Below are 25186 nucleotides of genomic sequence, written 5' to 3' on the forward strand. Positions count from 1 at the left end.
CCTCACTCCGGCAGCACGGCGGTGGCCTCGATCTCGACCAGCGCCTCGCGCTCCACCAGCTCGACCACCCGCATCACCGCCATGGCCGGGTAATGCGCGCCCATCACCTCGCGATAGGCGCGGCCGAGCGGCTTCAGGTTCGCGCGGTAGGCCTCCATGTCGGTGACGTACCAGGTCAGCCGGGCGATGTGCTGCGGTCCGCCCCCGGCCGCGGCCAGCACCGCCAGGATGTTGCGCAGCGCCTGGGCGATCTGGCCGACCATGCCGTCGGCGAAGCGGCCCTCGGAATCCCAGCCGATCTGGCCGCCGACGAAGACCACCCGGCCGCGCCCCATCATGCCGTTGGCATAGCCCCTCGGCGCCGGCCAGCCTTCCGGCTGCAGCGTCACCAGGCCACCGGCGGCGGCCCCCTGGGCCTGATCGATCATGGTCACGTCGCGCATCTCCGCTGATAGGAGTCCACCGCGTCCCGGATGTCCGCCGGGATCGGGATCGACGCCGCCTCGTTGATATCCGTGGTCACCAGCACCAGCCGCCCAACCAGCACCGGCTCGCCCTCGCGATGGCCGTGGAAGGCCAAGCCGATCGATGTGCGGCCGACCCGCTCGACCAGCAGGGTCAGGCTGAGGACATCGCCCAGCCGCGCCGGCTTCACGTAGTCGCATTCGGCCCGGACATAGCCGAGCCCGACCCGGCGGCGCTGGATGATGTCGGCATAGTCGAGGCCGAGATCGGCCGCGAACCACTCCTCCACCGCGTTCTGCATCATCATGAAGTAGCGGGCGAAGAAGACGATGCCGGCGGTGTCGCAATGCTCGAACCGGATCGGCTGCCGGGTGGTGAAGGCGGCAGCCGGCCGGTCGGCGACGGGCAGCGGGGCGCGGCGGGTGTCGTTCATGAGGCCTTCGCTGCGGCTTCGGTGGCCATGCGGCGCAGCTGGAAGCGCTGCAGCTTGCCGGTCTCGGTGCGCGGCAGCCGCTCCAGGAACTCGACCGCCCGGGGATATTTGTAGGGCGCGATCTCGGCCTTCACATGGTCCTGCAGCGCCTTGCGGGTCGCGGCGTCGGGCGCGTGGCCGGGTTTCAGCACGACATAGGCCTTCACGATCTGGCCGCGGTCCGGGTCGGGCACGCCAACCACGCCGCATTCCTGCACCGCCGGATGGGTCAGCAGCGCGTTCTCCACCTCCGGCCCGGCGATGTTGTAGCCGGAGGAGACGATCATGTCGTCCGACCGCGCCTGGTACCAGAAATAGCCGTCGGCATCGCGGCGATAGGTGTCGCCGGTCAGGTTCCAGCCGTCGCGGACATAGGCGCGCTGGCGATCGTCAGCCAGGTAGCGGCAGCCGGTCGGACCGCGCACCGCCAACCGCCCGGCTTGGCCCGCCGGCAGCTCGTTGAAGTCGTCGTCGACGATCTTCGCCTCATAGCCGGGCACCACCGTGCCGGTCGACCCCGGCCGCACCGCGCCGGGGCTGGAGGCGATGAAGATGTGCAGCATCTCGGTGGCGCCGATGCCCTCGGTGATCTCGATGCCGGTGGCGTCGCGCCAGGCCTCGAAGGTGGCGGCGGGCAGCGCCTCGCCGGCCGAGACGCAGCGGCGCAGGCTGGTCAGATCGCGCCCCGGCCGCTGGACGAGCATGGCGCGGTAGGCGGTGGGGGCGGTGAAGCAGATGGTCGGGCGGAAGCGCTCGATGCCGTCCAGCAGCTCCGGCGGCGAGGCGCGCTCCAGCAGCACGGTCGAGGCGCCGGCCCGCATCGGGAACAGCACCAGCCCGCCGAGCCCGAAGGTGAAGGCCAAGGGCGGGCTGCCGATGAAGCGGTCGGACTCGTTCGGCTGCAGCACCTGGCGGGAATAAGCGTCGCAGATCGCCAGCAAGTCGCGGTGGCTGTGCATCGTGCCCTTCGGCACCCCGGTGGTGCCGGAGGTGAAGCCGATCAGGCAGATGTCCTCCGCCGCCGTGTCGACCGCATCGAACCCGCCCGGCGCCGTGTCCATCCGGGCCTCGAGGTCGGCCGGGGTGCCGCCGCCGAAGGCCACGATGTGCTCCAGCACCGGGGCCAGCGGCCTCGCCGTCTCCAGGTCCGGCAGCAGCCTCGCGTCGCAGATCGCCAGCCGCACCCGGGCCTTCTCGATCATGAAGGCCAGCTCCTTGGCGCGCAGCAGCGGCATGGTGGCGACCACCACCGCCCCGGCCTTCAGCGCCGCCAGGTAGCTGGCGACCATCATCGGGTTGTTGGCCGAACGCAGCAGCACCCGGTCGCCCGGCTCCAGGCCGACATCCCTGACGAGGACCTGGGCGATGCGGTCGACCCGGTCGAGCAGCTCGGCATAGGACCATTCGACGCCCGGCGCGATCAGGCAGGGCCGCTCGCCATGCCCCTCGGCGACATGCCGGTCCAAGAGCTCGGCGACGCAGTTCAGCCGGGCCGGATACTGCAGCGCCGGCAGGGTGAAGCGGAACTCCGGCCATTGCTCCCGCGGTGGAAGATTGTCGCGGGCGAAGCTGTCGACATGCGCGCTCTTCGTCTCCATCTCGCCTCTCCCGTTTCTTGCCCTCTGCATCTCACTCCCGGATGCATTTTTTGCTGTCATGCCTGGGCTTGACCCGGGCATCCAGGGGCCACGAAGAACCGCTCTGGCTGCCCCTGGATTGCCGGGTCAAGCCCGGCAATGACAGTTTTGGGCTATGGACAATTCGAGCCATGACAGTCACTCCGCCTCCGCCAGCAGCTGGCGGGCGATGACGATCTTCTGGACCTCGGTGGCGCCCTCGTAGATGCGGAGCGCGCGGATCTCGCGATACAGTTCCTCGACCTTGACGCCGCGGGTGACGCCGAGGCCGCCGAACAGCTGCACCGCCCGGTCGATCACGCGCTGCGCCGCCTCGGTCGCGAACATCTTGGCCATCGCCGCCTCGCGCGTGACCCGGGCGGCGCCGCGGTCCTTGGCCCAGGCGGCGCGGTAGATCAGCAGGGCGCTGGCGTCGATCTCGGTCGCCATCTCGGCCAGGGCCGCCTGGCTGAGCTGCAGGTCGCCCAGCGATCCGCCGAACATCTTGCGGCCGCGGGCCCGGCCCAGCGCCTCGTCCAGCGCCCGGCGGGCGAAGCCCAGCGCCGCGGCGCCGACGGTGGAGCGGAACACGTCCAGCGTCGCCATCGCGACCTTGAACCCCTCCCCCGCTCCGCCGATCCGGTCGGCCAGCGGCACCCGGCAGCCTTCGAAGCGCAGCATGGCCAGGGGGTGCGGCGCGATCACCTCGATCCGCTCCGCCACCGTCAGGCCGGGTGCCGTGGCCGGCACCAGGAAGGCGGACAGGCCGCGGGCGCCCGGCGCCTCACCGGTGCGGGCGAAGACGACGTAATGGTCGGCGATGCCGCCATTCGAGATGAAGGTCTTCTCACCATCGATCCGCACCGCATCCGGCCCGTCCGGCACCGCAGTCGTGCCGGTGGCGGCGACATCGGACCCGGCCTCCGGCTCCGACAGAGCGAAGGCGGCGATGGCGTGGCCGTCGCGGACCGGCGGCAGGATCCGGTCCTTTAGGGCGTCCGACCCGAACAGGGTGACCGGGCCGGTGCCCAGCCCCTGCATGGCGAAGGCGAAGTCGGCCAAGCCCTCATGCCGGGCCAGGGTCTCGCGGATCAGGCACAGGCTGCGCACGTCCAGCCGGTCGGACGCGCCGCCATGGCTGGCCGGCACCGCGTGGCGCAGCCAGCCGGCTTCGCCCAGCGCCGCCACCAGCCGGCGGCAGGAGCCGTCGACGTCGTGATGGTCGACCAGCCCGGGCAGGGTGGCGCCGGCCCAGGCGTCGAGCTCCGCCGCGAGGGCGCGGTGGCGGTCCTCGAAGAAGGGCCAGTCGAGGAAGCTGCGGTCGGGCATCAATTCCCCTCGAAGACCGGCCGGGACTTGGCGGCGAAGGCCTCGTAGGCGCGGCGGAAGTCGCGGGTCTGCATGCACACCGCCTGGGCCTGGGCCTCGGCCTCGATCGCCTGGTCGACGCCCATGTCCCATTCCTGGTGCAGCATCCGCTTGGTCATGGCGTGGGCGAAGGTCGGGCCGTCGGCCAGCGACCGGGCCAGCGCCGTCGACTCGCCCAGCAGCGCCTCGGGCTCGACCAGCCGGTTCAGGAAGCCCCAGCGCTCCGCCTCCGTCCCGTCCATGCTGCGGCCGGTGTACAGCAGCTCCGACGCCCGGCCCTGGCCGATGATGCGGGGCAGGATCGCACACGCGCCCATGTCGCAGCCGGCCAGGCCGACCCGGGTGAACAGAAAGGCGGTGCGGCTGCGCGCGGTGCCGAGCCGCAGATCCGACGCCATGGCCAGGATCGCCCCGGCCCCGGCGCAGACGCCGTCGACCGCGGCCACGATCGGCTGCGGACAGGCGCGCATCGCCTTGACCAGGTCGCCGGTCATGCGGGTGAACTCCAGCAGCCCGGCCATGTCGCGGTCGAGCAGCGGCGCGATGATCTCGAACACGTCGCCGCCGGAGCAGAAATTGCCGCCCGCCCCGGTCACTACCACCGTCTTGATGTCGGTGTCGGCGGCCAGCGCCCGGAACAGGGCCACAAGCTCGGCGTAGCTGTCGAAGGTCAGCGGGTTCTTCCGCTCCGGCCGGTTCAGGGTGATGGTCGCCACCTTGCCTTCGACCGACCACAGCACGTGCTTGGCCTGGTAGGCGGAGAGCGGCGGGGCGATGGGGGTCTGGTTCATTCCGGCCTCACATGACCTCGCCGCCGGCGACCGGCAGCGCGATGCCGTTGACGCTTGCCGCCTCGGGCCCGGCCAGCCAGGCGACGGCGGCGGCCACCTCCTCCGGCTGGATCAGGCGGCCCTGCGGGTTGCCGCGGATCAGCTCGGCCCGGATCTCGTCCGGGCTGCGGCCGGTCTTGCCCTCGATCCGGGCGACGGCGCCCTGCACCAGCTCGGTGTCGGTGTAGCCGGGGCAGACGGCGTTGACGGTGACGCCCTTGGTCGCAAACTCTCGGGCCAGCGCCCGGGTCAGCCCGATCACGCCGTGCTTGGCGGCGCAATAGGCGGCGACATAGGGAAAGCCGGTCAGCCCGGCGATGCTTGCGATGTTGACCACCCGGCCCCAGCCGCGCTCGGCCATGCCCGGCAGCACCAGCCGTGTGGTTTCGTACACCGCGCCGAGATTGAGGCCGATCATCCGATCCCACAGCGCCCGGTCGGTGCGGGCGAAGGGTGCGCTTTCCGCCGCCCCGGCATTGTTGACCAGGATGTCGACCGGGGATGCCAGCCGGGCGACGGCGGCCTCCAGCTGCTCCGGCCTGGTCACGTCGGCGACGGCGTAGGCGCCGGCCTTGCCGGCGGCGACGGTCTCGGCCAGGCGGGATTCGGTCCGGCCCAGCACGGTCACCGCCGCACCCCGCGCCGTCAGCGCCGCCGCGACCGCCGCTCCGATACCGCTGCCGCCGCCGGTAACCAGGGCGTGGCGCCCGTCCAGGGATGCCGATGTCGTCATGCCGTCCCTCCTGCGAGATACTTTAAGCTTGAAGCATCTCTGGAGCAAGAAGGGTCATGCCCACCCAATTCTGTCATCGCCGGGCTTGACCCGGCGATCCAGGGGCCACCCGGAGCGGCATCGACATCTCCTGGATGCCCGGGTCAAGCCCGGGCATGACAATAAGGAGGACCGTCGGCGCTACCCATCCGTCGGCTCGGTCAGCCCAAGCTGCTGCAGCAGCCGGGCGAGATAGGCACGCAGATCCTCCGCGGTCGGCGGAGCCGGGTCGATCAGCAGGCGGTGCAGCATGGCGCCGCCCATCATGTCCTGTAGCATGCCGGTGTCGGCCGAGGCCGGCAGCTCGCCGCGCGCCTTCGCCTGGTCCAGCAGCACCCCGAAGGCCTCGCGCCGCGGCCGCAGATAGGTCTCCCAATAGATCGCCAGCAGCCGCGGATGGCTCTGCACCGAACCGATCAGCCGGGCCAGCAGCTTGCGATTATCGTCGCTCGCCATCAGCTCGGCCCCCGCCTCCATCATCCGGCGCAGCGTCGGGCCCAGCGGCATCTCGGCGAAGTCGCGGAAATCGGTGACGCCCATGTCGCGCTCGGCATTCTCGCGCACCCGGCCGATCGCCTGGGCCAGCAGCTCCTCCTTCGACGACCAGCGGCGGTAGATCGTGGTCTTGCCGACCCCGGCCCGTTTGGCGATGCGCTCGATGCTGGCGCCCTCGACGCCATGATCCAGGGAACAGCGCCAGCGCCGCCGTCAGGATCGCCTCCTCCGCCGCCTGGCTGCGCGGCCGCCCCGGCGTCCGCTTTCCCCCGATATCCGCTGTCGTCACATCGCGCCCTCCAATCCTTTTCCCGAATCATATATCGAAACGATACTGTTTCGTATATATATTCTCACCGACTCGCCGCTTTCGGAGCCGCAGTTGAAGACCGTCCGCATCCTGTCCATCGTCCTGGTGCTCGCGCTGATCGCCGGCGCCGCCTTCTGGCTGTTCGGTCGCCCAGCCGCGGTCGCGACCGTGACACCCAGGCGCGGCGAGGCGGCGCAGATCGTCTATGCCACCGGCGTGATCGAGCCGCGCGTCTGGGCCAAGGTGACGCCGCTGATCCAGGAGCGGATCACGGCGCTGTGCGATTGCGAGGGCGAGCCGGTCGAGCCCGGCGCCGAGCTGGCCCGGCTGGACAGCCGCGAGGCCGAGGCGACGCTGGCCGAGCTGAAGGCGCGGCACAAGCTGGCCTCGGCCGAGCACGACCGGCAGCTGGTCCTGGCCGGCCGCAACGTCTCCAGCGTCCAGGCCCTTGACCAGGCGCGCAGCGAGCTGTCGCGACTGGACGCGATGATCGCCGGCCAGACCGCCAAGCTGGAGAACTACGTCCTGCGCGCGCCGATGCGCGGCCTGGTGCTGCGCAAGGACGGCGAGGTCGGTGAGATCGTCGATCCCGGCACCATCCTGTTCTGGGTCGGCGAGCCGAAGCCGCTCTGGGTCATCGCCGACGTCAATGAGGAGGACATCCCCCTGGTCGCGGTCGGGCAGAAGGCGCTGCTGCGCGCCGACGCCTTCCCCGGCCAGGCGCTGCCGGCCACGGTCGACAGCATCACGCCGAAGGGCGACCCGGTGGCCAAGACCTATCGCGTGCGCCTGGCCCTGCCGGACGACACGCCGGTCAGGATCGGCATGACCGTCGACGTCAACATCGTCAACCGCACGGTGCCGAACACCCTTTTGGTGCCCACCGAGGCTGTGAACGGCGACGCCGTCTTCGTGGTCGACGGCGACAGCCGGGCCCGGCGCCGGACGATCGCGGCCGGCATCCGCGGCATCCGCGACATCGAGGTGCAATCTGGCTTGGCCGAGGGCGACCGGGTGGTCACCCCCTTCCCCGAGGCGCTGGCCGACGGCGCCCGGGTGGCGCCGGAGGGCTGAGCCATGCGGCTGCTGCTCGACCTCGCCGTCACCCACATCATCGGCCGCGGCCGGCAGACCCTGGTCGCGATCCTGGGCACCGCCCTGGGCGTCGGCTTCTCGATCGCCATGGCGGCGCTGATGCAGGGCGGCGAGGACGACTTCGTGGCCCAGCTGATCGACACCATGCCGCATGTCCAGATCACCGACGAGCGGCGGACCGCCGCGCGCCAGCCGGCGGAGGACGAATTTGACGCGGTCGCGATCGCCGGCCTGCGGCCCCGGGACGACCGGCGCGGCATCCTCAACCCGACCGCGGCGGTGGCGGCGCTGAGCGCCTGGATCCCGGGAAAGATGTCGAAGAGCCTGAAGACCCAGGCCGTGATCCGCTATGCCGGGCAGGACATCGGCATCAGCATCTTCGGGGTCGAGCCGCGGCAGGAGGCGCGCATCTCCTCGATCGCCCAGGATTTCCGCCAGGGCAGCTTCGATTCGCTGATCGCCGGCGGCAACAACATCGTGGTCGGGGACAGTCTGGCCAGGCGGCTGGGCGCCGATCTCGGCACCACCGTCACCCTGGTCTCCGCCACCGGCCAGAGCCGCGCGGTCAAGATCGTCGGCCTGTTCCACACCGGCGTTACCGCCCGCGACGAGGGCGAGGGCTATGTCCTGCTGAAGATCGCGCAGATCCTGAGCGAGCGGCCGAACGCCATCAACGAGATCCGGCTGAAGCTGGATGATCCGAACGCCGCGCCGGCGGTGGCCAAGCGGGCCGAGGCGCTGATCGGCTACAAGGCGGTGGCCTGGCAGGAGGCGAACGAGTCCCTGCTGGAGGCCTTCGTCATCCGCAACCTCATCATGTACACGGTGGTCGGCGCGATCCTGCTGGTGGCCGGCTTCGGCATCTTCAACATCGTCTCGACCATCACCCATGAGAAGGCGCGCGACATCGCCATCCTGAAGTCGCTCGGCTTCGAGGCGCGGGACATGCGCCGGCTGTTCCTGCTGGAGGGGCTGACGCTCGGCCTCGCCGGGTCGCTGGCCGGCTGGCTGCTCGGCTTCGCCTTGTGCTTCGGCCTGTCGCAGGTGGAGCTGCACATCTCCGGCGGCACGGTGGGACGCGAGATCACCAAGCTGCCGCTGACCTGGAGCCCCTGGCACTATCTGATCGCCGCCGGCTTCGCCCTGGCCGCCGCCGGCATCGCCGGCTACCTGCCGGCCCGCCAGGCGGCGAAGCTGAACCCGGTCGACATCATCCGGGGGGCGACATGAGCACCCGGAACCCGGAAAAGCTCATCGAGGCCAAGGGCCTGACCCGGGTGCTGCCGGAGACGGTGCCGGTGACGCTGGTCAAGGACGTGTCACTGGCGATCGGCGAACACGAGCTGGTCGCCGTCACCGGCCCCTCCGGCTCCGGCAAATCCTCGCTGCTCTACCTGCTCGGCCTGCTCGACCGGCAGACCGGCGGGACCTTGAGCATTGCCGGCCAGGATGCATCGGCGCTGGGCGAGCGGGACCGCGCCCGGCTGCGGCTGGAGTCGATCGGCTTCGTGTTCCAGTTCCACTTCCTGCTGCCGGAGTTCACGGCGCGGGAGAATGTCGAGATCCCGATGCGCAAGCTGGGCCGCCTCGGCGCCCGGGAGATGCGCGAGCGGGCGGATGCGCTGCTCGACGCGCTCGGCCTCGCCGACCATCGCGGCAAGCGGCCGGACCAGCTGTCCGGCGGCCAGCGCCAGCGCGTGGCGGTGGCCCGATCCCTGGCCAACGACCCGCCGCTGCTTCTGGCCGACGAGCCGACCGGCAGCCTCGATTCCCACAGCTCGGAACAGGTCTTCGCCATCCTCTCGGCCCTGGTGCATGAGCGCGGCAAGACCGTGGTGGCGGTGACCCACGACATCGACCTGGCGGCCCGGATGGACCGGCGGATCCATCTGGTTGACGGGGTTGTGACCAGCGATGAACGGAATGGCGGGTGAGCGTTATCTGCGGATCATGATTGAAGCAGCGAGAAGTGCTCCCGGAGCGCCTGATCTGCCCTGGTCCTGGCTTCGGCTATGGCATCCGGGCCGGAGCCGGTTCCCTGGACGGAGAAGAAGGCCAGGTCACGCAGCCCGATGATGCCGAGGACGGCCTTCAGATAGGGCGTCAGAAAATCCGGCTGGCGCGCTCGCTCGCCGGAAAACCTCCCGCCCGAGGCCACGGCGACGAGAACCGGACAGTTGCGCAGCAGGCCCACCTTTCCGCCTGGTGTCACGTTGAACGTCCGGCGGACCCGGACGACGTGATCGATCCATGCCTTCAGCACGGACGGCACGGTGAAGTTGTGCATAGGCGTGCCGATGACCACGACATCCGCGCTCTCCAGCTCCTGGATCAGCTCGTCGGACACGGAAATGGAGCCGCTTTGGGACGGGTCCGAGGACGACGCCTGGGCGATCGCGTAATTCTCATCGACGTGATCGATCGTGCCCCAGCCGATCATCCGCTCCATCACGATGGCATCCGGCTGCATTTCCAGCAAGTGGCCGATGATCCTTTGGGCGAGCCGGTGGCTCTCGGCGGCCCGACCCCGAGGGCTGCAACTGACGAACAAGATTCTCTTCATTCTGCCCTACTCCGGGTTCTTCCCGCACGCGTCGCCTGCATCCGGATTGTCGATCGGTCAGCACGCAGGGGTGGATCTGAAGCGTTGAGTGGCCGTCATTCTGCAAGGCTCATGGCCCATGCCCTAGATCCATAATCGGACATTGGATCTGGTCCATGTGACGCCACGCCGGTATGGTGCAGGCGCTCTTATTCAGGCTGCCAGGCTGACTGGTCCATGACGATCAAAAGGCTCGAAGAAATCCCGCCGCTGGATCCGGAGGCAGCCATCCCCTTCTACCGGCAGATCTACGACCGGTTTCGCGGGGCCATGGCCGGTGGGATGCTGAAGCCGGGCGACCGGGTTCCCTCGGCGAGAGCGCTGGCCAAAGAGCTGGGCCTGGCGAGAGGCACGATCGAGGCCGCGTATTCCCTGCTGGTTGCCGAAGGGTACATCCAGGCCCGCGGCCAGGCCGGGACGATCGTGACGCCGAACCTCGATCTGCCGACGCGGGCCGCAAGCCCGCCGACGACGCCCGACAGCGGCATCGCCGTGCCCAGCTTTCGCCCGGACTCGATCCTGCCGTTCCAGATGGGCCTGCCCGCCCTGGATCGGTTCCCCCGCAAGATCTGGGCAAGGCTGGGGGCGCGCTGCGTTCGCGCCATGCAACCAGCGGACATGGTCCATCCCCCCGTCGCCGGCCTGCCGGCACTGCGCGCCGGGATTGCCGCCTATCTCCAACTATCGCGTGGGATCAGTTGCTCTCCATCCCAGGTGTTCGTGACATCGGGATACCGCCACACCATCGAGCTGATCGCCCATTCGCTGCTGAAGGCGGAGGACAGCGTCTGGCTCGAGGATCCGGGATACCCGCCCACGCGCGAGCTGCTGGGACATCTGCAGATCGAGCCCGTCGCCGTGCCGGTCGATGGCGAGGGGATGGTCGTTGCCGACGGCACCAGGTTGGCGCCGCGGGCGCGCGCCGCCGTGGTCACGCCGGCGCATCAGAGCCCGCTCTGCGTGTCCCTGTCCTTGCCCCGCCGCCTGGCGCTGCTGGACTGGGCAGCGCGCAACGGCGCCTGGATCGTCGAGGACGATTATGACGGCGAGTACCGCTATGTCAGCCGCCCCCTGCCGGCGCTGAAGAGCCTGGATCGCGACGGGCGCGTCCTCTATGCGGGCACGTTCAGCAAGGTGCTGCTTCCCAGCATCCGGCTGGCCTATCTGGTGGTGCCGGAGACGCAAGTCGGGCGGTTCGAGCAGATCACCCAGGCCTTCGCCGGCGGCAGCCCGGAGCTGACCCAGGCCATCGTCACCGGCTTCATCCAGGAAGGGCACTTCGCGCGCCACATCCAGCGGATGCGCAAGCTCTATGCGGAACGCCGGGAGGCGACGGCGGCCGGTCTGGACAGCGTGCTGGGCAGGCACATGCAGATCGATTCACAACCGGGCGGGATGCATCTGATCCTGCGGCTGCGCGGGCGGCAGTCGGACCGCCGGCTCGTCGAGCGCATGCGCAAGACGGGCCTGTACGGCGAAGCGCTGACGGATTGGACGGCCATCGGAGACGGGCCAGCGGCCCTGCTTCTCAACTTCACGAACATCGACTCGCGAAGCACGGCCGAGAGCCTGGGCCGGCGCATCCTGAGCCTGCTCTGACCCCCCGATCATGGACCAGTGCCTAAGCCGGTTCATGGACCTTCTGGGATAGGCCAAGACGCATCACGTTGGAGTCCTTCGATCATCAAGCAGAAGGATTTCGCCGTGAGCAATCGCATCGACTACGCCAAGGTTTCTCCGGAGGGCTATAAGGCTTTCGGCGGCGTGTACGTCACCGTTCAGCACGGCAGCCTGCCGAAAGATCTCATCAACCTCGTGTATCTGCGGGTGTCGCAGATCAATGGCTGCGCCTTCTGCATCGACATGCATTCGCGCGACCTGCTGAAGTCCGGCCTCGCGGTGGACAAGCTGGTGCTGGTGCCGGTCTGGCACGATGCCGGCAATGTCTTCACGCCCCGCGAGCGTGCCGCTCTCGCCTGGGCGGAAACCGTCACGAAGGTCGCCGAGACCGGCGTGCCCGATGCCGACTATCAAGCCGCAGCCGCCGAGTTCGACGAGAAGGAGCTCGCCGACCTGACCTACGCGATCGGCCTGATGAACGCCTTCAACCGCTTCGGCATCGCCTTCCGCTCGACCCCCGCGGCCGTCGCCAAGGGCTGATGTCTTCGACCCTCAACCAACGGATCTACAGCCATGGCCTGGTTCATGCTCAGCATCGCCGGCATCCTCGAGATCGCGTTCGCCCTCAGCATGAAGGCGTCCGAGGGGTTCACGCGACTGATACCGGGGCTGCTGACGGTCGGCACCGGCCTGTCGAGCGTCGTGCTGCTGTCGCTCGCACTCCGCACGCTGCCGATCGGCACGGGCTATGCGGTCTGGACCGGCATCGGCGCCGCCGGCACCGCGATCCTGGGGATGACGGTGCTGGGAGACTCCACCGCGCCGGTGAGGATCCTCTGCATCGTCATCATCCTCGCCGGCGTCATCGGGCTCAAGCTCGTCTCGGAAGGCTGAGAGGTTCCTTCCGACCGGGATGTGCCGCCTGATCCCGCATCGGGCTGGCGCAGCCGTCCGGTGGTCCACCTGCGTGAAATTCCATATGAATTTTGTCTGCCTTATACGATCAGATCTTGCGCCTACTGCAGGAATATGGCGGCGTGGATCGACATATAGGACGTGATTCGCGACAGGGGACTCCGAGCCCCTCCAGTAAGCCGGATTGGTTTGGCGGCGCTGGATCCAACAGAGATCGTTTCGGGCGTTCGGGATCGCGGCTGCGGGCAGCCGTTCTGCGCATGCGGAGCGCAGGCCGGTCCTGATCGACACATAACGGGAGGGGGACCCGGTGAACCATAGACTTATGGCCGTCCTGCTGGCGGCGCTGTTCCTGTTCATGCCTGGCCTCGGCCACGCCCAGCTGACCTGGAAGCCCGGCAATCCCGGCGGCGGCGGTGCGTTCAACTCCCCCGTGGTGACCAGCGAAGGGTACTGGGCCGTCGGCTCGGACCTCGGCGGCGTCTATCTCAGCATGGATGCCGGCGCCACCTGGACCGCGGTGGGGTCGGCCCAGGGGCTGACCGTCACCCATATCGCATCGCTGGCGGCCCATCCCGCCGGCAAGCTGCTGGTCGGCACCGATGGCGGGCTGTTCGTCGGCAACAGCAACGGCACCGGCTTCAGCCGGAAATACGCCACCGGCTACATCGCCGCCATCGCCGTTTCGGCCGATCCGAACATCATCTACGCCGCGGTGCATCCGCAGTGGGACAGCCTGAGCCCCTATATCATCCGCTCCAGCGATGCCGGCCAGACCTGGAGCGCGACGGGGTCCAACCTGCCCGCCAACCTGCGCATCACCGGGTTGCGCACCCATCCGGTGGATCCCGACGGCGTCTGGGCGGTCAGCGGCCGGGGACGCTTCCCGGACACTCCGGAAAGCCAGGTGGTCTACCAGGCCCATTTCTCCGCCGACGGCGGCGCGACCTTCGCCCGGATGGATCCGCAGCAGGGCAAGCTGGTCGACATCGCCTACGGCCAGGACCCGTCGAACCTGAATCTGATGTATGCGACGGTCGCCGCGACCGGCAACGCCCCGCGGGTCTACAAGTCACTGGAGACCGGATACTCCTGGACGCTGCTCAGTTCCGGCACGCAGGCGCCGTCCGGCATCATCCTGGCCGACCCGGCCAATTCCAGCCATGTCAGGATCGTCGGCCTCGACGACCAGGCCCTACGCCCCGCCGGCACCTATGGCAGCTTCCTGTGGGAGAGCAGCAACGGCGGAACGAGCTGGACCAAATACACCCTGAGCGTCAGCGGCGGCTGGTCCCAGGCCGACGAGGTCTGGGGCATGGGCTTCAGCTACCAGGGGCTGGGCCAGACCCTCGCCACCAATCCGGCGAACCCGAACACCGTGCTGTGGACCAACAACCAGTTCCTCTACGGCAGCAGCGACGGCGGCAAGACCTGGAGCGACCGCGTTTCCACCGCGGTCAGCGGCAAGTGGCGCTCGCGCGGCATCGACAACGTCGTCCCGATCGTGGTCGAGCAGAGCGCGGCGGACGCCAACACGGTCTATGCCGGCTACATGGATCTCGGCCTGTGGCGCTCGGACGACGGCGGCCTCGGCTGGACCAGCCTGAACGCCGCGGCATACACCGGCGGCTGGGCCGGCAAGGGCGGCAACACCCTGAGCGTGGCGGCGGATCCAAGCCGCCCCGGCGTGGTGTGGGCCCAGCTGGGCGGCAACATGGAGAATTGCGGCACGCCCTGCGACGAGCCGCTGTACCTGGTGAAGAGCACGGACAAGGGCGCGACCTGGCAGAACATCACCCAGGGCCTGCCCAACCCGATCCGGCGCCTGGAGGGGCTGACCGTGGCGCCCGACAGCACCGCCAACTTCCGCTGGGTCTACGCCGCCGTGAACGGCGACGTGTATCTGAGCGAGGATGACGGCGTGTCGTGGGCGCAGGTGCTGGACTGCCCGAACGACGACTGCTTCCGGGTCTACTACACCGACACCAACGGCGTGCTCGCCCTGTCGGCCGGCGCGGTCTACCGCTCGTGGCAGGGCGGCAGCGCCGGCACCTGGAGCGCGCTGACCCTGCCCGCCGCCATGACCAGCGGCTGGACCGCGGGAGCGCACTGGCTGCACGACGTCTGGACCTATAGCGGCCCGATGGACCTGGCCAGCCGGGGCGGCAACATCTGGGTCGCGGTCAAGGGCACCGGCAAGGGCCTGTACCGGTCGGCGGATTACGGCCAGAGCTGGACCCGCGTCCGGGCCGACGACCAGGGCCGGACCGTGACGGTCAATGCGAGCAGCGGCCGCGTCTATTTCGGCAGCTCCAGCGCGGTCCATGCCGGCGGCTATGCCACCACCAGCCAGGGCGTGGTCACCAGCGCGGACGGCGTCACCGGCTGGACGGCGCAGAACCAGGGCCTGGCCTTTCCGTTCGCGCTCTACGCCAGGGTCGCGGCCAATGGCGCGCTGTGGCTGGTCTCGCCCGGGCAGGGCGTGATGAAGTGGCGGTGACATCCATGCGCAATCGCCTGCTCCAAGGCCTGGTCGTGCTGCTGGGACTGCTCGGCGTCCTCAGCTTCGGCAATGCCCGCGCGGCCGACCCGGTCGTGATCTACCAGGAAGCGCTGCACTCCGGCTGGCAGGATTGGAGCTGGTCGTCCGGCCAGAGCCTGACCAACGGCACCACGGTGCATGGCGGCAGCCATTCGATCCGCGTGGCGCAGAGCGGCTGGGGCGGCCTCTACCTGCACACCGCCTCGCTCGACACCACCGGCTATGGGGCCTTCACCTTCTGGGCGCATGGCGGGACGGCCGGCGGCCAGCAGCTGCAGTTGCAGGCCCGCGACACCGCCGGCAATCCCCTGACCAGCGTGCCGCTGGCGCCGCTGCTGGCCAATCAGTGGCGGCAATATTCAGTCGACCTGTCGACGCTGGAGGCGCAGGACCTGCAGGTCACCGGCTTCGTCCTCCAGAACGCCACCGCGTCCACCCTCCCCGCCTATTTCGTCGATGACATCGGGCTCAACGTCGCGCCGACCCGGCAGGTGCTCTACGACGATCAGTTCCAGAACGGCTGGACGCCGGGCAATGGCTGGAACATCAGCAGCAACACCGCCATCACCAGCCCGGTGCATGCCGGCACCAAATCCATCGGGATCACGCCGACCGGCGCCTGGGGCCAGTTCTATTTCGACAAGGAGGGCTTCAGCACCGCCGGCTTCGACACGCTCGAGCTGTGGGCGCATGGCGGCACCGCCGGCGGCCAGGTGGTGTCGGTCGACGCCTTCCGCGCCGGGACCTTCCTGGGCACCGCGGTGCTGGCGCCGATGACCGCGGGGCAATGGACCAGGTTCGAGGTGCCGCTGGCCGATCTCGGCATCGCGAACACCACGATCGACACCCTGGCGATCAAACACTATTCGGATCAGGCCGGACCCTGGTTCTACCTCGACGACCTGGCCATGACCGGGCCCGGCACCGGCCCGTCCAATGTGTCGATGAGCGGCCTGCATGTGCAGGGCAACAAGCTGCTCAACGGCGATGGCCAGACGCTGTTCATCCATGGCGTCAATCGCGGCACCACCGGCTTCGAATGCGTGCAGGGCTACGACGCCACGCCGCGCGACCAGGCCTTCGTCGACGCGGTCAAGTCGTGGAACGCCAACGCCGTGCGGGTGCCGCTGAACGAGCAGTGCTGGCTGGGCATCAACACCACCAGCGCCAACGCCCCCTATATGGGCGCGACCTACCGGCAGGCGATCATCGACTACGTCAACCTGATGACCGCGAACAACCTGGCCGTCATCGTCGACCTGCACTATGCGATGCCGGGCACGCTGTCGACCATCGGCCTGAACTTCCAGCCGATGCCGAACGCGGACCATTCGGTGACGTTCTGGACCAGCGTGGCCAACGCGTTCAAGACCAACAGCGCGGTCATCTTCGACCTCTACAACGAACCCTATCTGCTGAACGATCCGCCCGTGGCCCAGGCCTGGACCTGCTGGCGCGACGGCGGCAGCAGCTGCTCGGTGAAGGTCGCGGAGGGCTATGTCGACACCACCACGCCCTACACCGCGATCGGCATGCAGACCCTGGTGAACACGGTGCGCGCCACCGGGGCGGAGAACGTGCTGATGGTCGGCGGGCTCGGGCTCGCCGGCGACCTCAGCCATTGGCTGGCCTACAAGCCGACCGACCCGGAGGGCAACATCGTCGCCTCCTGGCACCAGTACAACTTCGCGACCTGCACCAGCGAGCAGTGCTGGGAGGACGAGGTCGGTCCGGTGATGGATCAGGTGCCGCTGATCGTCGGCGAGTTCGGCATGGCCGATCACTTCGGCGCCAGCTGCGACACCGACTACCTGGACCGGCTGTGGGCCTTCGTCGAGGGCAAGCAGCAGGGCTTCATGGCCTGGAACTTCAACACCTGGCCGGGCACCTGCGGCACCAGCGACTTCAACATCGGCCTGATCACCGACGAAGCCGGCACGCCGTCGGACTACGGCTCCCAGTACCGCAACCACCTGAGCGGGCTGACGAGCGTCTACCCGGATTGACGCCCGCAGCCGGCACTCTCCCCGCAATCACGGAGGCGGCTGGACCAGCATCCGCGCCGCCTCCGCTCCTGCGGCCAGGATGCGATCCGACAATGCGCTCCCCTCGACGGCGCGGGCGAGTTGAAGCGTGCCGATGAGCGTCGCGAAAACACCGAGCATGACTCCCTCCGGATCCCGGGTCTGCGGCGGCAGCGCCGCCGCCACCTGGCGCACCAGGGCGAGAAAGCGTTCGGCATAGAGGTTGCGCGTCTCCGGCGGCTGGCGCGCAAGCTCCGGCAGCAGCGCCGCCGACGCACAGCCGGTCGCCGGATTGTCCCGGTGCTCCGCCGACAGATAGACCGCGATGGCCGCCTCCAGCCCGCCGGCGGACAGGACGTCGCGCAGCTGGTCCGATTGCGCCTCCAGCGCCGCTGCCACGGTTTCGCGGACAAGCTCCTCCTTCGACTGGAAATGCGGATAGAAGGCGCCGTTCGTCAGCCCGGCGTCGCTCATGATGCTCGCGACTCCGGATGAGGCGATGCCGCCGGACCGGAACCGTTCGGAGGCGACCTCCGTGATCCGCCGGCGCGTCGCGTCCTTCCGTCCCTTTTCGTAGCGCATGACCCGACCTTTGCGATGTTTATTGAATTATGATCATAATGTGACTAAGTGATCGTAATGCAATGAACCACTACAGGCCAGGGCTCGTGGCTTTGGAGCAGCGATGAATGCATATTCGGGAAAGACCGCGATCGTGACCGGGGCTTCCTCCGGCATCGGTCGCATCATCGCCGAGGCCTTGGCACAGGCTGGATTCACCGTGTTCGGGACAAGCCGCCGGACGGCCGGCAATGGCCCGGCCGGCGTGTCCATGCTGGCCTGCGACGTGACCGACGATGAATCCGTCGCCACCCTCGTCTCGGCCGTGCTCTCGCAGACCGGCCGGATCGACCTTCTGGTCAACAACGCCGGCGTCGGACTGGTCGGTGGGGCCGAGGAATCCTCCATCGCCCAGGTCCGCGCCCTGTTCGACGTCAACCTGTTCGGCACCATCCGCATGACCAACGCGGTGCTGCCGCCGATGCGGCGCCGCGGCGAAGGGCGCATCGTCAATATCGGCTCGATTCTGGGGCTGATCCCCGCGCCGTATTCCGCCCATTATTCGGCGGCCAAGCACGCGCTCGAAGGCTATTCGGAATCGCTCGACCACGAAGTGCGCGCCTTCGGCATCCGCGTCTCGCTGATCGAGCCGGGCAACACCCGCAGCGGCTTCGAGCAGAACGGCCTCGAGCCTGATGCCGTGCTGGCGGAGTATGACCGGGCCCGGGCCGGCGCCGCGGCGGTGATGAAGGACATGGTGAGCACAGGCGACGACCCGAAGGTCGTGGCCGACGCGGTGCTGAAGGCCGTGGCCGATGCGCGCCCGCGGCGGCGTTATACCGCCGGCAAAAGGGCGCGGCAGGTCAGCCTGCTGCGCCGGTTTGTGCCCGCGGAGATGTTCGACAAGAGCCTGCGCCAGCAGATGCGGCTGCCGGTCTAAACCCTTTGCGGCCGAAGCGCGAAGGCTTCGCCGCATCATTCGAGAACGGCAGGGAGACAGTGTCATGAAGGCGTTCATCGTCGATCGCTACGGCCGGGCGGAGAACGTGCGGGCCGGCGAGATGCCGGAGCCGGAGCTGCGCGACGACGACGTGCTGGTCCAGGTCCACGCCGCCGGCGTGAACGCCTTGGACAACAAGATCAGATCCGGCGAGTTCAAGCTGCTCCTGCCGTTCCGCCTGCCGCTGATCCTGGGCAACGACGTGGCCGGAATCGTGGTGCGGGCTGGATCCCGGGTGCGGCGCTTCAAGGTCGGCGACGAGGTCTATGCCCGGCCGCATCACAACCGGATCGGCACCTTCGCGGAATTGATCGCGATGAACGAAGCCGACGTGGCGCTCAAGCCGAAAACCCTCACCATGGAGGAAGCGGCCTCGATCCCCCTCGTCGGCCTGACCGCCTGGCAGGCCTTGATCGACAGAGCCGGGCTGAAGCAGGGGCAGAAGGTCCTGATCCACGCCGGCTCCGGCGGCGTGGGCACCTTCGCCATCCAGCTGGCCAAGCATGTCGGCGCGACCGTGGCGACGACGGCGAGTGCCGCGACAGCCGATCTGGTGAGAAGGCTCGGCGCCGATATCGTCATCGACTACCGGAAGGACGACTTCGCCAGGACCCTGAGGGATTTCGATGTCGTGCTCGACACCCAGGGCGGAGCGGTTCTTGAGAAATCCCTGCAGGTGCTGAAGCCCGGCGGCAAGGTGATCGGTCTCGCCGGCCCGCCCGACCCGGAGTTTGCGAGATCCATCGGAGCGAACCCGCTCATCGGGCTGGCGATCCGCTTCCTGAGCCGCAGGATCAGGAAGGAGGCACGGCGCCGCCACCTCAGCTATTCGTTCCTGTTCATGCGGGCCGACGGAGACCAGCTGCGCGAGATCGCCGCCCTCATCGAGTCCGGTATCATCCGCCCGGTCGTGGATCGGGTCTTTCCGTTCGAAGCGACCAAAGAGGCCCTGGCCTATGTCGAAACCGGCCGGGCAAAGGGCAAGGTCGTGATCAAGGTGCGGTAGGGAGACGACCTCCGCCCATCGTCGGCATCGCGGCCGCCGGTTCACGATCCCGCATCGACTCACCCCCGGCATCGGGTATGGTCGCGCCATGTCGCCGATCATCACCATCTCGAACCTGTCGAAGACCTATGCCTCCGGCTTCCAGGCGCTGAAGGGCGTCGACCTGGAGATCCGGCGCGGCGAGATCTTCGCGCTGCTCGGCCCCAACGGCGCCGGCAAGACCACGCTGATCAACATTGTCTGCGGCATCGTCCGGCCCGGCGGCGGGGCGGTGTCGGTGGACGGCCACGACATCGTCGGCGACTACCGCGCCGCCCGGTCCCGCATCGGCCTGGTGCCGCAGGAGCTGACCACCGACGCCTTCACCACCGTCTGGGACACCGCCAGCTTCAGCCGCGGCCTGTTCGGCAAGCCGGCGAACCCGGCCCATATCGAGAAGGTGCTGAAGGACCTGTCGCTGTGGGACAAGAAGGACAGCAAGATCATGACGCTGTCCGGCGGCATGAAGCGCCGGGTGCTGATCGCCAAGGCCCTGGCGCATGAGCCGCAGATCCTGTTCCTGGACGAGCCGACGGCCGGGGTGGATGTCGAGCTGCGGCAGGACATGTGGCGGCTGGTCCGTGTGCTGCGCGACCAGGGCGTGACCATCATCCTGACCACCCACTACATCGACGAGGCCGAGGAGATGGCCGACCGCATCGGGGTGATCCGCAAAGGCGAGATCATCCTGGTCGAGGACAAGGCCGAGCTGATGCGCAAGCTGGGCAAGAAGCAGCTGGCGCTGCAGCTGCAGGCGCCACTGGACAGCCTGCCGGAGGCGCTGGCCGCCCATCAGCTGTCGCTGTCGGCCGACGGCACCGAGCTGGTCTACACCTACGACTCGCAGGGCGAGCGCACCGGCATCACCGCGGTGATGCAGGCCCTCGCCGATGCCGGCATCCGGTTCAAGGACCTCCGCACGAGCCAGAGCTCGCTGGAGGAGATTTTCGTCAGCCTGGTGAGCGAACGGCGATGAACCTCTACGCGATCCGCGCGATCTATATGTCCGAGATGGCGCGCACCGGGCGCACCTTGATGCAGAGCATCCTGTCGCCGGTGATCTCGACCTCGCTGTACTTCGTCGTCTTCGGCGCGGCGCTGGGCTCGCGCATCGAGCAGATCGACGGGGTCGGCTACGGCGCCTTCATCGTGCCCGGCCTGATCATGCTGTCGCTGCTGACGCAGAGCATCTCGAACGCATCGATGGGCATCTATTTCCCGAAATTCATCGGCACGATCTACGAGCTGCTGTCGGCGCCGGTCTCCTATCTCGAGATCGTCGTCGCCTATGTCGGGGCGGCCGCCACCAAGTCGATCATCCTCGGCGCCATCATCCTGGCGACGGCCGGGCTGTTCGTGCCGCTGCAGATCCTCCACCCGTTCTGGATGCTGCTGTTCCTGGTGCTCACCGCCGTCACCTTCAGCCTGTTCGGCTTCATCATCGGCATCTGGGCCGACGGGTTCGAGAAGCTCCAGGTGATCCCGCTGCTGATCATCACGCCGCTGACCTTCCTGGGCGGCAGCTTCTACTCGATCTCGATGCTGCCGCCCTTCTGGCAGACCGCGGCCCTGTTCAACCCCGTGGTGTACCTGGTCAGCGGCTTCCGCTGGAGCTTCTACGGGATCGCCGACGTCAACGTCGCGGTGAGCCTGGGCATGACCATGGGCTTTCTGGCGATCTGCCTGGCCATCGTGGCCTGGATCTTCAGGACCGGGTATCGGCTGAAGTCCTGAGCGCAGGCCCGTCGACGGCAATGCCGCCATGCCTTAATTCGGGTTAACATATCCGGGGACGATGGCAGGTTGGCCGGAATCGGGCCAGGTAGGCCCGCGACGGAAGGATTCGCCATGCCTGTGCGTTCACGGCGGCCCGTATTGTGGCTGCTGCTCCTGCCCTACCTCGGGCTCCTGTGGGTGCCGTTCTACAATGCGCGGGAGCCGGAGATCCTGGGCTTCCCGTTCTTCTACTGGTACCAGTTCGCCTGGGTGCCGCTGACCGCGCTGATCATCTGGATCGCCTATCGGAGCGTGCGTCATGACGACTGAGCTGGACGTCGTCGCGCTCTCGGTCTTCGCCTTCTTTTTCATCCTGGTCACCGTCATGGGCTTCATGGCCGCCCGCTGGAAGCGCGGCGAGACGCTGGCCCATATCGACGAATGGGGGCTGGGCGGCCGCAAGTTCGGCACCTGGGTCACCTGGTTCCTGGTCGGCGGCGATTTCTACACCGCCTACACCGTGATCGCGGTGCCGGCGCTGGTCTACGCCGTCGGCGCCTACGGCTTCTTCGCCCTGCCCTACACCATCATCGTCTATCCCTTCGTCTTCCTGGTGATGCCGAAGCTGTGGAAGCGGGCGAAGGAGCATGGCTACGTCACCGCCGGCGACGTGGTGTTCGGCCAGTACGGCTCGCGCGGGCTGGAGCTGGCGGTCGCCATCACCGGCGTCCTCGCCGTGATGCCCTACATCGCGCTGCAGCTGGTCGGCATGGCCGCGGTGATCAAGGCGCTGGGGCTGACCGGCGAGCTGCCGCTGGCGATCGCCTTCGTCATCCTGGCGCTCTACACCTATTCCGCGGGCTTGCGGGCGCCGGCCCTGATCGCCTTCGTCAAGGACATCATGATCTACATCGCGGTGCTGGCCGCGGTGGCGCTGATCCCGTGGGAGCTGGGCGGCTACGGCGCCGTGTTCCAGGCGGCCGACGACGCCTTCAAGGCCAAGGGCGCGGGCGGCCTGCTGCTGGGCGACAGCCAGATGGTGGCCTATGCCACGCTGGCCTTCGGCTCGGCGTTGGCCGCCTTCATGTATCCGCACACCCTGACCGGCATCTTCGCCTCGGCCAGCGCCAACACCATCCGCAAGAACGCGGCCCTGCTGCCGGCCTATACCCTGCTGCTCGGCCTCCTGGCCCTGCTCGGCTATATGGGCCATGCCGCGCATCTCAACGTCGCCAGCCCGAACGACGTGGTGCCGGCCCTGTTTCCAGACGCTGTTCCCGAGCTGGTTCGCCGGCTTCGCCTTCGCCGCCATCGCCATCGGCGCCCTGGTGCCGGCGGCGGTGATGAGCATCGGCGCCGCCAACCTGTTCACCCGCAACTTCTGGAAGGCCTATGTCGACCCCGGCATCAGCCATGCCGGCGAGGCTCAGGTGGCCAAGCTCACCTCGCTGGTGGTCAAGGTCGGCGCCCTGTTGGTGATCGTGTTCCTGCCGACCCAGTTCGCGCTGGACCTGCAGTTGCTGGGCGGCGTCTGGATCCTGCAGACCCTGCCGGCGCTGGTGTTCGGCCTCTATGTCGGCTGGTTCCGGGCGCCGGCGCTGCTGGCCGGCTGGGCCGTCGGCTTCTTCGGCGGCAGCTGGATCGTCTGGCAGGACGGACTGAAGCCGCTGCACGCGCTGAGCTTCGGCGGCAGCACGGTCACGGTCTATGCCGGGCTGCTGGCGCTGGCCGCCAACATCGTGGTCGCGGTGGTGGTCAACCTGGCCGTGGCGCCGCGAGTGGCGCGGACAGCCTGATCGTCGGGCGGGGCAGGGTTACTCGGCCTTGCTCCGCCCCCGCGGACGGATGGCTTCGGCCACCGACACCTTGGTGCGGCCGAGCAGATCCATCAGGTGCTCGATCTCGCCGGTGCCAAGGCCCGCCGTCATCTCCGCCACCCAGTCGCCATGCGCCGCGGCCATGGCGGCGAACTGGCGCTCGCCCTCCTCGGTCAGGCGGATGACGTGCTTGCGCCGGTCCGCCGGCGACTGTTCGCGCGCCACCAGCCCGCCCTCGACCAGCCGCTCGACCAGCCCGGTCATGTTGCCGTTCGAGACCATCAGCCGCTGGCTCAGCTCGCCCAAGGTCAGCCCCTGGCGCATCTTGTACAGCTGCGCCATCAGGTCGAAGCGTGGCAGGGTGGTGTCGAAGCTCTCGGCCAGGCGGCGGCGGACCTCGCGCTCGATCATGGTGGTGCAGGTCAAGAGCCGCAGCCACAGCCGCAGCTCGACGCGATGGTCCTTGGGCCGGTCGGTGACCGCGGTCTCGGCATCGATCATTCTGCGTCAGTCCTGCACACGGCCGTTGGCCACCCGATCTGCTTTAAGTTTAAACTATAGCCGCGGACGGCGCCCCGAAGAAGGGTGCCGCGCAGGAGCCAGCGGAGATCAGCGATGACCAGCAGGTGGGTCGATATCACGGCCGATGACGACGGCCGGTTCCAGGGCTATCTCGCGGTGCCGGCGAGCGGTTCCGGCCCCGGCATCCTGCTGCTGCAGGAGATCTTCGGCGTCAACGCGCATCTGCGGGCCGTCGCCGACCTCTATGCCGAGGAAGGCTATGTCGTGCTGGCGCCGGATCTGTTCTGGCGGCTGGAGCCCAGGGTCGACCTCGGCTATGGCGAGGCCGACGTGGCCCGCGCCCGCGACCTGCTGGGCCGCCTCGACATCGACCTCGCCGTGGCCGATTGCGGCGCCGCCCTGACGACGCTGCGGCGGCTGCCGGAATGCCGCGGCAAGATCGGCGCGCTGGGCTTCTGCCTGGGCGGGCGCCTGGCCTATCTGGCCGCCGCGCGCCACCATGTCGACGCCGCGGTCAGCTACTACGGCACCGGGCTGGAACCGCTGCTGGGCGAGGCCGGCGCGATCCGCTGCCCGATGGTGTTCCATTGCGCGGAGAAGGACCGCCACCTGCCGCCGCCGGTGCGGGAGGCGATCGCCGACGCCTTCGCTGGACGCGACGACGTGCGGATCTTCGTCTATCCCGGCGCCGACCACGGCTTCAACGTGCCGGCCCGGGCGGCCTACGACAAGCCGGCCTCGCTGATGGCCCATTCCCGCAGCCTGGCCGTGTTCCGCGCCGCCCTGGGGCCGCGTTACGACCTGCCGGCGCTGTGGGATCGGCACACCGAGCTGGAATTCGCCACCCGCGATGCCCGCGCCACCATGGCGACGATGGTGGCCGAGCCCTATGTCAACCACATCCCGACCATGACCGGCGGCGTCGGCCAGGACGACCTGCACCGCTTCTACGCCAACCACTTCATTCCGAAGACGCCGGCCGACACGAAGCTGATCCCGATCAGCCGCACCGTCGGCGTCGACCGACTGGTCGACGAGATGCTGTTCTGCTTCACCCATGACGTCGAGATCGACTGGATGCTGCCCGGCATCCCGCCCACCGGCCGTTATGTCGAGATCCCGCTGGTCGCGATCGTCCGCTTCCGCGGCGACAAGCTGTACAACGAGCACATCTACTGGGACCAAGCCTCGGTGCTGGTGCAGATCGGCCTCCTGGATCCGAAGGGGTTGCCGGTGGCGGGGGCCGAGACGGCGAGGAAGCTGGTCGATGAAAGCCTGCCCTCCAACACCCTGATGGCCCGCTGGGCGGACAGCGCAGCGCAGCGGAACGCCTAGGCAAAAATCGACCGGCCCCGGAACAATCGGGCATCGACAGCGGGGCCGGTTTCGATAAGGATAA

At 68.6% G+C, this 25186-nt stretch carries 25 protein-coding genes and 2 pseudogenes; 16 read left to right on the forward strand and 11 right to left on the reverse strand.

From position 1 onward, the window contains the following. Nucleotides 1–2: 2 nt before the first annotated feature. The 8 genes and pseudogenes from QFZ27_RS37445 to QFZ27_RS37480 form a co-directional block, all read right to left on the reverse strand. Complete coding sequence (locus QFZ27_RS37445; RefSeq protein ID WP_429232527.1) at nt 3–428, reverse strand: RidA family protein; 426 nt, start codon at nt 426–428, stop codon at nt 3–5. 2 nt (nt 429–430) lie between these two features. Continuing rightward, complete coding sequence (locus QFZ27_RS37450) at nt 431–898, reverse strand: acyl-CoA thioesterase (RefSeq protein ID WP_429232028.1); 468 nt, start codon at nt 896–898, stop codon at nt 431–433. After that, on the reverse strand, nt 895–2535 hold the full coding sequence (locus tag QFZ27_RS37455) for a benzoate-CoA ligase family protein (RefSeq protein WP_429232030.1): 1641 nt from the start codon (nt 2533–2535) through the stop codon (nt 895–897). Before QFZ27_RS37455 ends, QFZ27_RS37450 begins: the two co-directional genes overlap by 4 nt. A gap of 177 nt (nt 2536–2712) precedes the next feature. Continuing rightward, nucleotides 2713–3882 (reverse strand): acyl-CoA dehydrogenase family protein, encoded by a 1170-nt coding sequence (locus QFZ27_RS37460; protein WP_429232032.1) that lies wholly within the window; start codon nt 3880–3882, stop codon nt 2713–2715. Further along, nucleotides 3882–4712, reverse strand: a complete 831-nt coding sequence (locus QFZ27_RS37465) for an enoyl-CoA hydratase family protein (protein ID WP_429232034.1) — start codon at nt 4710–4712, stop codon at nt 3882–3884. Before QFZ27_RS37465 ends, QFZ27_RS37460 begins: the two co-directional genes overlap by 1 nt. Before the next feature lie 7 nt (nt 4713–4719). Beyond that, on the reverse strand, nt 4720–5484 hold the full coding sequence (locus QFZ27_RS37470; RefSeq protein WP_429232036.1) for an SDR family NAD(P)-dependent oxidoreductase: 765 nt from the start codon (nt 5482–5484) through the stop codon (nt 4720–4722). Between the two features lie 180 nt (nt 5485–5664). After that, nucleotides 5665–6087: a TetR-like C-terminal domain-containing protein gene (locus tag QFZ27_RS37475; RefSeq protein ID WP_429232037.1), complete on the reverse strand. Its 423-nt coding sequence runs from the start codon at nt 6085–6087 to the stop codon at nt 5665–5667. A 24-nt stretch (nt 6088–6111) separates the two neighbouring features. Then, nucleotides 6112–6210: pseudogene (locus QFZ27_RS37480) on the reverse strand (helix-turn-helix domain-containing protein); the annotation flags it as partial. Nucleotides 6211–6400: 190 nt separating this feature from the next. Between QFZ27_RS37480 and QFZ27_RS37485 the strand changes: the two are divergent. From QFZ27_RS37485 to QFZ27_RS37495, 3 genes are read left to right on the forward strand one after another with little or no spacing between them, the layout of a single operon-like run. Continuing rightward, nucleotides 6401–7402: an efflux RND transporter periplasmic adaptor subunit gene (locus QFZ27_RS37485; RefSeq protein ID WP_429232038.1), complete on the forward strand. Its 1002-nt coding sequence runs from the start codon at nt 6401–6403 to the stop codon at nt 7400–7402. 3 nt (nt 7403–7405) lie between these two features. Continuing rightward, nucleotides 7406–8653 carry an ABC transporter permease gene (locus tag QFZ27_RS37490; RefSeq protein ID WP_429232039.1) on the forward strand — a complete coding sequence of 416 codons (1248 nt, stop codon included), beginning with the start codon at nt 7406–7408 and terminating at the stop codon, nt 8651–8653. Further along, nucleotides 8650–9357: an ABC transporter ATP-binding protein gene (locus tag QFZ27_RS37495; protein WP_429232040.1), complete on the forward strand. Its 708-nt coding sequence runs from the start codon at nt 8650–8652 to the stop codon at nt 9355–9357. The genes QFZ27_RS37490 and QFZ27_RS37495 overlap by 4 nt, the downstream gene beginning before the upstream one ends. 14 nt (nt 9358–9371) lie before the next feature. On the opposite strand, the gene QFZ27_RS37500 is transcribed toward QFZ27_RS37495, so the two are convergent. After that, nucleotides 9372–9986, reverse strand: coding sequence for an FMN-dependent NADH-azoreductase (locus tag QFZ27_RS37500; protein WP_429232041.1), 615 nt, complete (start codon nt 9984–9986; stop codon nt 9372–9374). 216 nt (nt 9987–10202) lie between these two features. Here QFZ27_RS37500 and pdxR point away from each other — a divergent pair, with 216 nt between their 5' ends. The 5 genes from pdxR to QFZ27_RS37525 all read left to right on the forward strand — a co-directional run bounded on the left by pdxR (nt 10203) and on the right by QFZ27_RS37525 (nt 17108). Beyond that, a complete protein-coding gene (gene pdxR, locus QFZ27_RS37505; protein ID WP_429232042.1) occupies nt 10203–11624 on the forward strand; it encodes a MocR-like pyridoxine biosynthesis transcription factor PdxR in 1422 nt (473 codons plus the stop codon). 105 nt (nt 11625–11729) lie between these two features. Then, a complete protein-coding gene (locus QFZ27_RS37510) occupies nt 11730–12185 on the forward strand; it encodes a carboxymuconolactone decarboxylase family protein (protein WP_429232043.1) in 456 nt (151 codons plus the stop codon). A 33-nt stretch (nt 12186–12218) separates the two neighbouring features. Beyond that, nucleotides 12219–12539 (forward strand): DMT family transporter, encoded by a 321-nt coding sequence (locus QFZ27_RS37515; protein ID WP_429232044.1) that lies wholly within the window; start codon nt 12219–12221, stop codon nt 12537–12539. 331 nt (nt 12540–12870) lie between these two features. Next, a complete protein-coding gene (locus QFZ27_RS37520) occupies nt 12871–15060 on the forward strand; it encodes a beta propeller repeat protein (protein ID WP_429232045.1) in 2190 nt (729 codons plus the stop codon). A 5-nt stretch (nt 15061–15065) separates the two neighbouring features. Continuing rightward, nucleotides 15066–17108, forward strand: coding sequence for a glycoside hydrolase family 5 protein (locus QFZ27_RS37525; protein WP_429232046.1), 2043 nt, complete (start codon nt 15066–15068; stop codon nt 17106–17108). A gap of 27 nt (nt 17109–17135) precedes the next feature. Here QFZ27_RS37525 and QFZ27_RS37530 read toward each other — a convergent pair whose 3' ends face one another. Next, a complete protein-coding gene (locus tag QFZ27_RS37530) occupies nt 17136–17708 on the reverse strand; it encodes a TetR/AcrR family transcriptional regulator (protein ID WP_429232047.1) in 573 nt (190 codons plus the stop codon). A 103-nt stretch (nt 17709–17811) separates the two neighbouring features. On the opposite strand from QFZ27_RS37530, the gene QFZ27_RS37535 reads away from it, so the two are divergent. From QFZ27_RS37535 to QFZ27_RS37565, 7 genes and pseudogenes are all read left to right on the forward strand, one after another. Continuing rightward, a complete protein-coding gene (locus QFZ27_RS37535; RefSeq protein WP_429232048.1) occupies nt 17812–18627 on the forward strand; it encodes an oxidoreductase in 816 nt (271 codons plus the stop codon). A 64-nt stretch (nt 18628–18691) separates the two neighbouring features. After that, nucleotides 18692–19693, forward strand: a complete 1002-nt coding sequence (locus QFZ27_RS37540; protein ID WP_429232049.1) for an NADP-dependent oxidoreductase — start codon at nt 18692–18694, stop codon at nt 19691–19693. Nucleotides 19694–19781: 88 nt separating this feature from the next. Further along, nucleotides 19782–20708: an ABC transporter ATP-binding protein gene (locus QFZ27_RS37545; protein ID WP_429232050.1), complete on the forward strand. Its 927-nt coding sequence runs from the start codon at nt 19782–19784 to the stop codon at nt 20706–20708. After that, nucleotides 20705–21466, forward strand: a complete 762-nt coding sequence (locus tag QFZ27_RS37550; protein WP_429232051.1) for an ABC transporter permease — start codon at nt 20705–20707, stop codon at nt 21464–21466. The genes QFZ27_RS37545 and QFZ27_RS37550 overlap by 4 nt, the downstream gene beginning before the upstream one ends. 114 nt (nt 21467–21580) lie before the next feature. Beyond that, nucleotides 21581–21778: a DUF3311 domain-containing protein gene (locus tag QFZ27_RS37555; protein ID WP_429232052.1), complete on the forward strand. Its 198-nt coding sequence runs from the start codon at nt 21581–21583 to the stop codon at nt 21776–21778. Nucleotides 21779–21842: 64 nt separating this feature from the next. Beyond that, nucleotides 21843–22652, forward strand: a pseudogene (locus QFZ27_RS37560) (sodium:solute symporter family protein); the annotation flags it as partial. A 7-nt stretch (nt 22653–22659) separates the two neighbouring features. Continuing rightward, complete coding sequence (locus QFZ27_RS37565) at nt 22660–23244, forward strand: hypothetical protein (protein ID WP_429232548.1); 585 nt, start codon at nt 22660–22662, stop codon at nt 23242–23244. An 18-nt stretch (nt 23245–23262) separates the two neighbouring features. Here QFZ27_RS37565 and QFZ27_RS37570 read toward each other — a convergent pair whose 3' ends face one another. Next, nucleotides 23263–23766: a MarR family winged helix-turn-helix transcriptional regulator gene (locus QFZ27_RS37570; RefSeq protein ID WP_429232053.1), complete on the reverse strand. Its 504-nt coding sequence runs from the start codon at nt 23764–23766 to the stop codon at nt 23263–23265. A gap of 114 nt (nt 23767–23880) precedes the next feature. Between QFZ27_RS37570 and QFZ27_RS37575 the strand changes: the two genes are divergently transcribed. Beyond that, entirely contained in the window at nt 23881–25122 is a 1242-nt protein-coding gene (locus tag QFZ27_RS37575; protein ID WP_429232054.1) for a dienelactone hydrolase family protein, read from the forward strand. Nucleotides 25123–25186 lie beyond the last annotated feature (64 nt).

This window comes from Inquilinus ginsengisoli, assembly GCF_050434925.1.
Classification (GTDB): Bacteria; Pseudomonadota; Alphaproteobacteria; order DSM-16000; family Inquilinaceae; genus Inquilinus; species Inquilinus ginsengisoli_B.

Coding starts and splice junctions, on each gene's coding strand:
- QFZ27_RS37530 (WP_429232047.1), bottom strand. CDS start 17,708: ATGCGCTACGAAAAGGGACGGAAGGACGCGACGCGCCGGCGGATCACG.
- QFZ27_RS37460 (WP_429232032.1), bottom strand. CDS start 3,882: ATGCCCGACCGCAGCTTCCTCGACTGGCCCTTCTTCGAGGACCGCCAC.
- QFZ27_RS37455 (WP_429232030.1), bottom strand. CDS start 2,535: ATGGAGACGAAGAGCGCGCATGTCGACAGCTTCGCCCGCGACAATCTT.
- pdxR (WP_429232042.1), top strand. CDS start 10,203: ATGACGATCAAAAGGCTCGAAGAAATCCCGCCGCTGGATCCGGAGGCA.
- QFZ27_RS37565 (WP_429232548.1), top strand. CDS start 22,660: ATGCCGCGCATCTCAACGTCGCCAGCCCGAACGACGTGGTGCCGGCCC.
- QFZ27_RS37500 (WP_429232041.1), bottom strand. CDS start 9,986: ATGAAGAGAATCTTGTTCGTCAGTTGCAGCCCTCGGGGTCGGGCCGCC.
- QFZ27_RS37570 (WP_429232053.1), bottom strand. CDS start 23,766: ATGATCGATGCCGAGACCGCGGTCACCGACCGGCCCAAGGACCATCGC.
- QFZ27_RS37575 (WP_429232054.1), top strand. CDS start 23,881: ATGACCAGCAGGTGGGTCGATATCACGGCCGATGACGACGGCCGGTTC.
- QFZ27_RS37445 (WP_429232527.1), bottom strand. CDS start 428: ATGATCGATCAGGCCCAGGGGGCCGCCGCCGGTGGCCTGGTGACGCTG.
- QFZ27_RS37490 (WP_429232039.1), top strand. CDS start 7,406: ATGCGGCTGCTGCTCGACCTCGCCGTCACCCACATCATCGGCCGCGGC.
- QFZ27_RS37450 (WP_429232028.1), bottom strand. CDS start 898: ATGAACGACACCCGCCGCGCCCCGCTGCCCGTCGCCGACCGGCCGGCT.
- QFZ27_RS37470 (WP_429232036.1), bottom strand. CDS start 5,484: ATGACGACATCGGCATCCCTGGACGGGCGCCACGCCCTGGTTACCGGC.
- QFZ27_RS37465 (WP_429232034.1), bottom strand. CDS start 4,712: ATGAACCAGACCCCCATCGCCCCGCCGCTCTCCGCCTACCAGGCCAAG.
- QFZ27_RS37495 (WP_429232040.1), top strand. CDS start 8,650: ATGAGCACCCGGAACCCGGAAAAGCTCATCGAGGCCAAGGGCCTGACC.
- QFZ27_RS37545 (WP_429232050.1), top strand. CDS start 19,782: ATGTCGCCGATCATCACCATCTCGAACCTGTCGAAGACCTATGCCTCC.
- QFZ27_RS37540 (WP_429232049.1), top strand. CDS start 18,692: ATGAAGGCGTTCATCGTCGATCGCTACGGCCGGGCGGAGAACGTGCGG.
- QFZ27_RS37535 (WP_429232048.1), top strand. CDS start 17,812: ATGAATGCATATTCGGGAAAGACCGCGATCGTGACCGGGGCTTCCTCC.
- QFZ27_RS37550 (WP_429232051.1), top strand. CDS start 20,705: ATGAACCTCTACGCGATCCGCGCGATCTATATGTCCGAGATGGCGCGC.
- QFZ27_RS37525 (WP_429232046.1), top strand. CDS start 15,066: ATGCGCAATCGCCTGCTCCAAGGCCTGGTCGTGCTGCTGGGACTGCTC.
- QFZ27_RS37555 (WP_429232052.1), top strand. CDS start 21,581: ATGCCTGTGCGTTCACGGCGGCCCGTATTGTGGCTGCTGCTCCTGCCC.
- QFZ27_RS37515 (WP_429232044.1), top strand. CDS start 12,219: ATGGCCTGGTTCATGCTCAGCATCGCCGGCATCCTCGAGATCGCGTTC.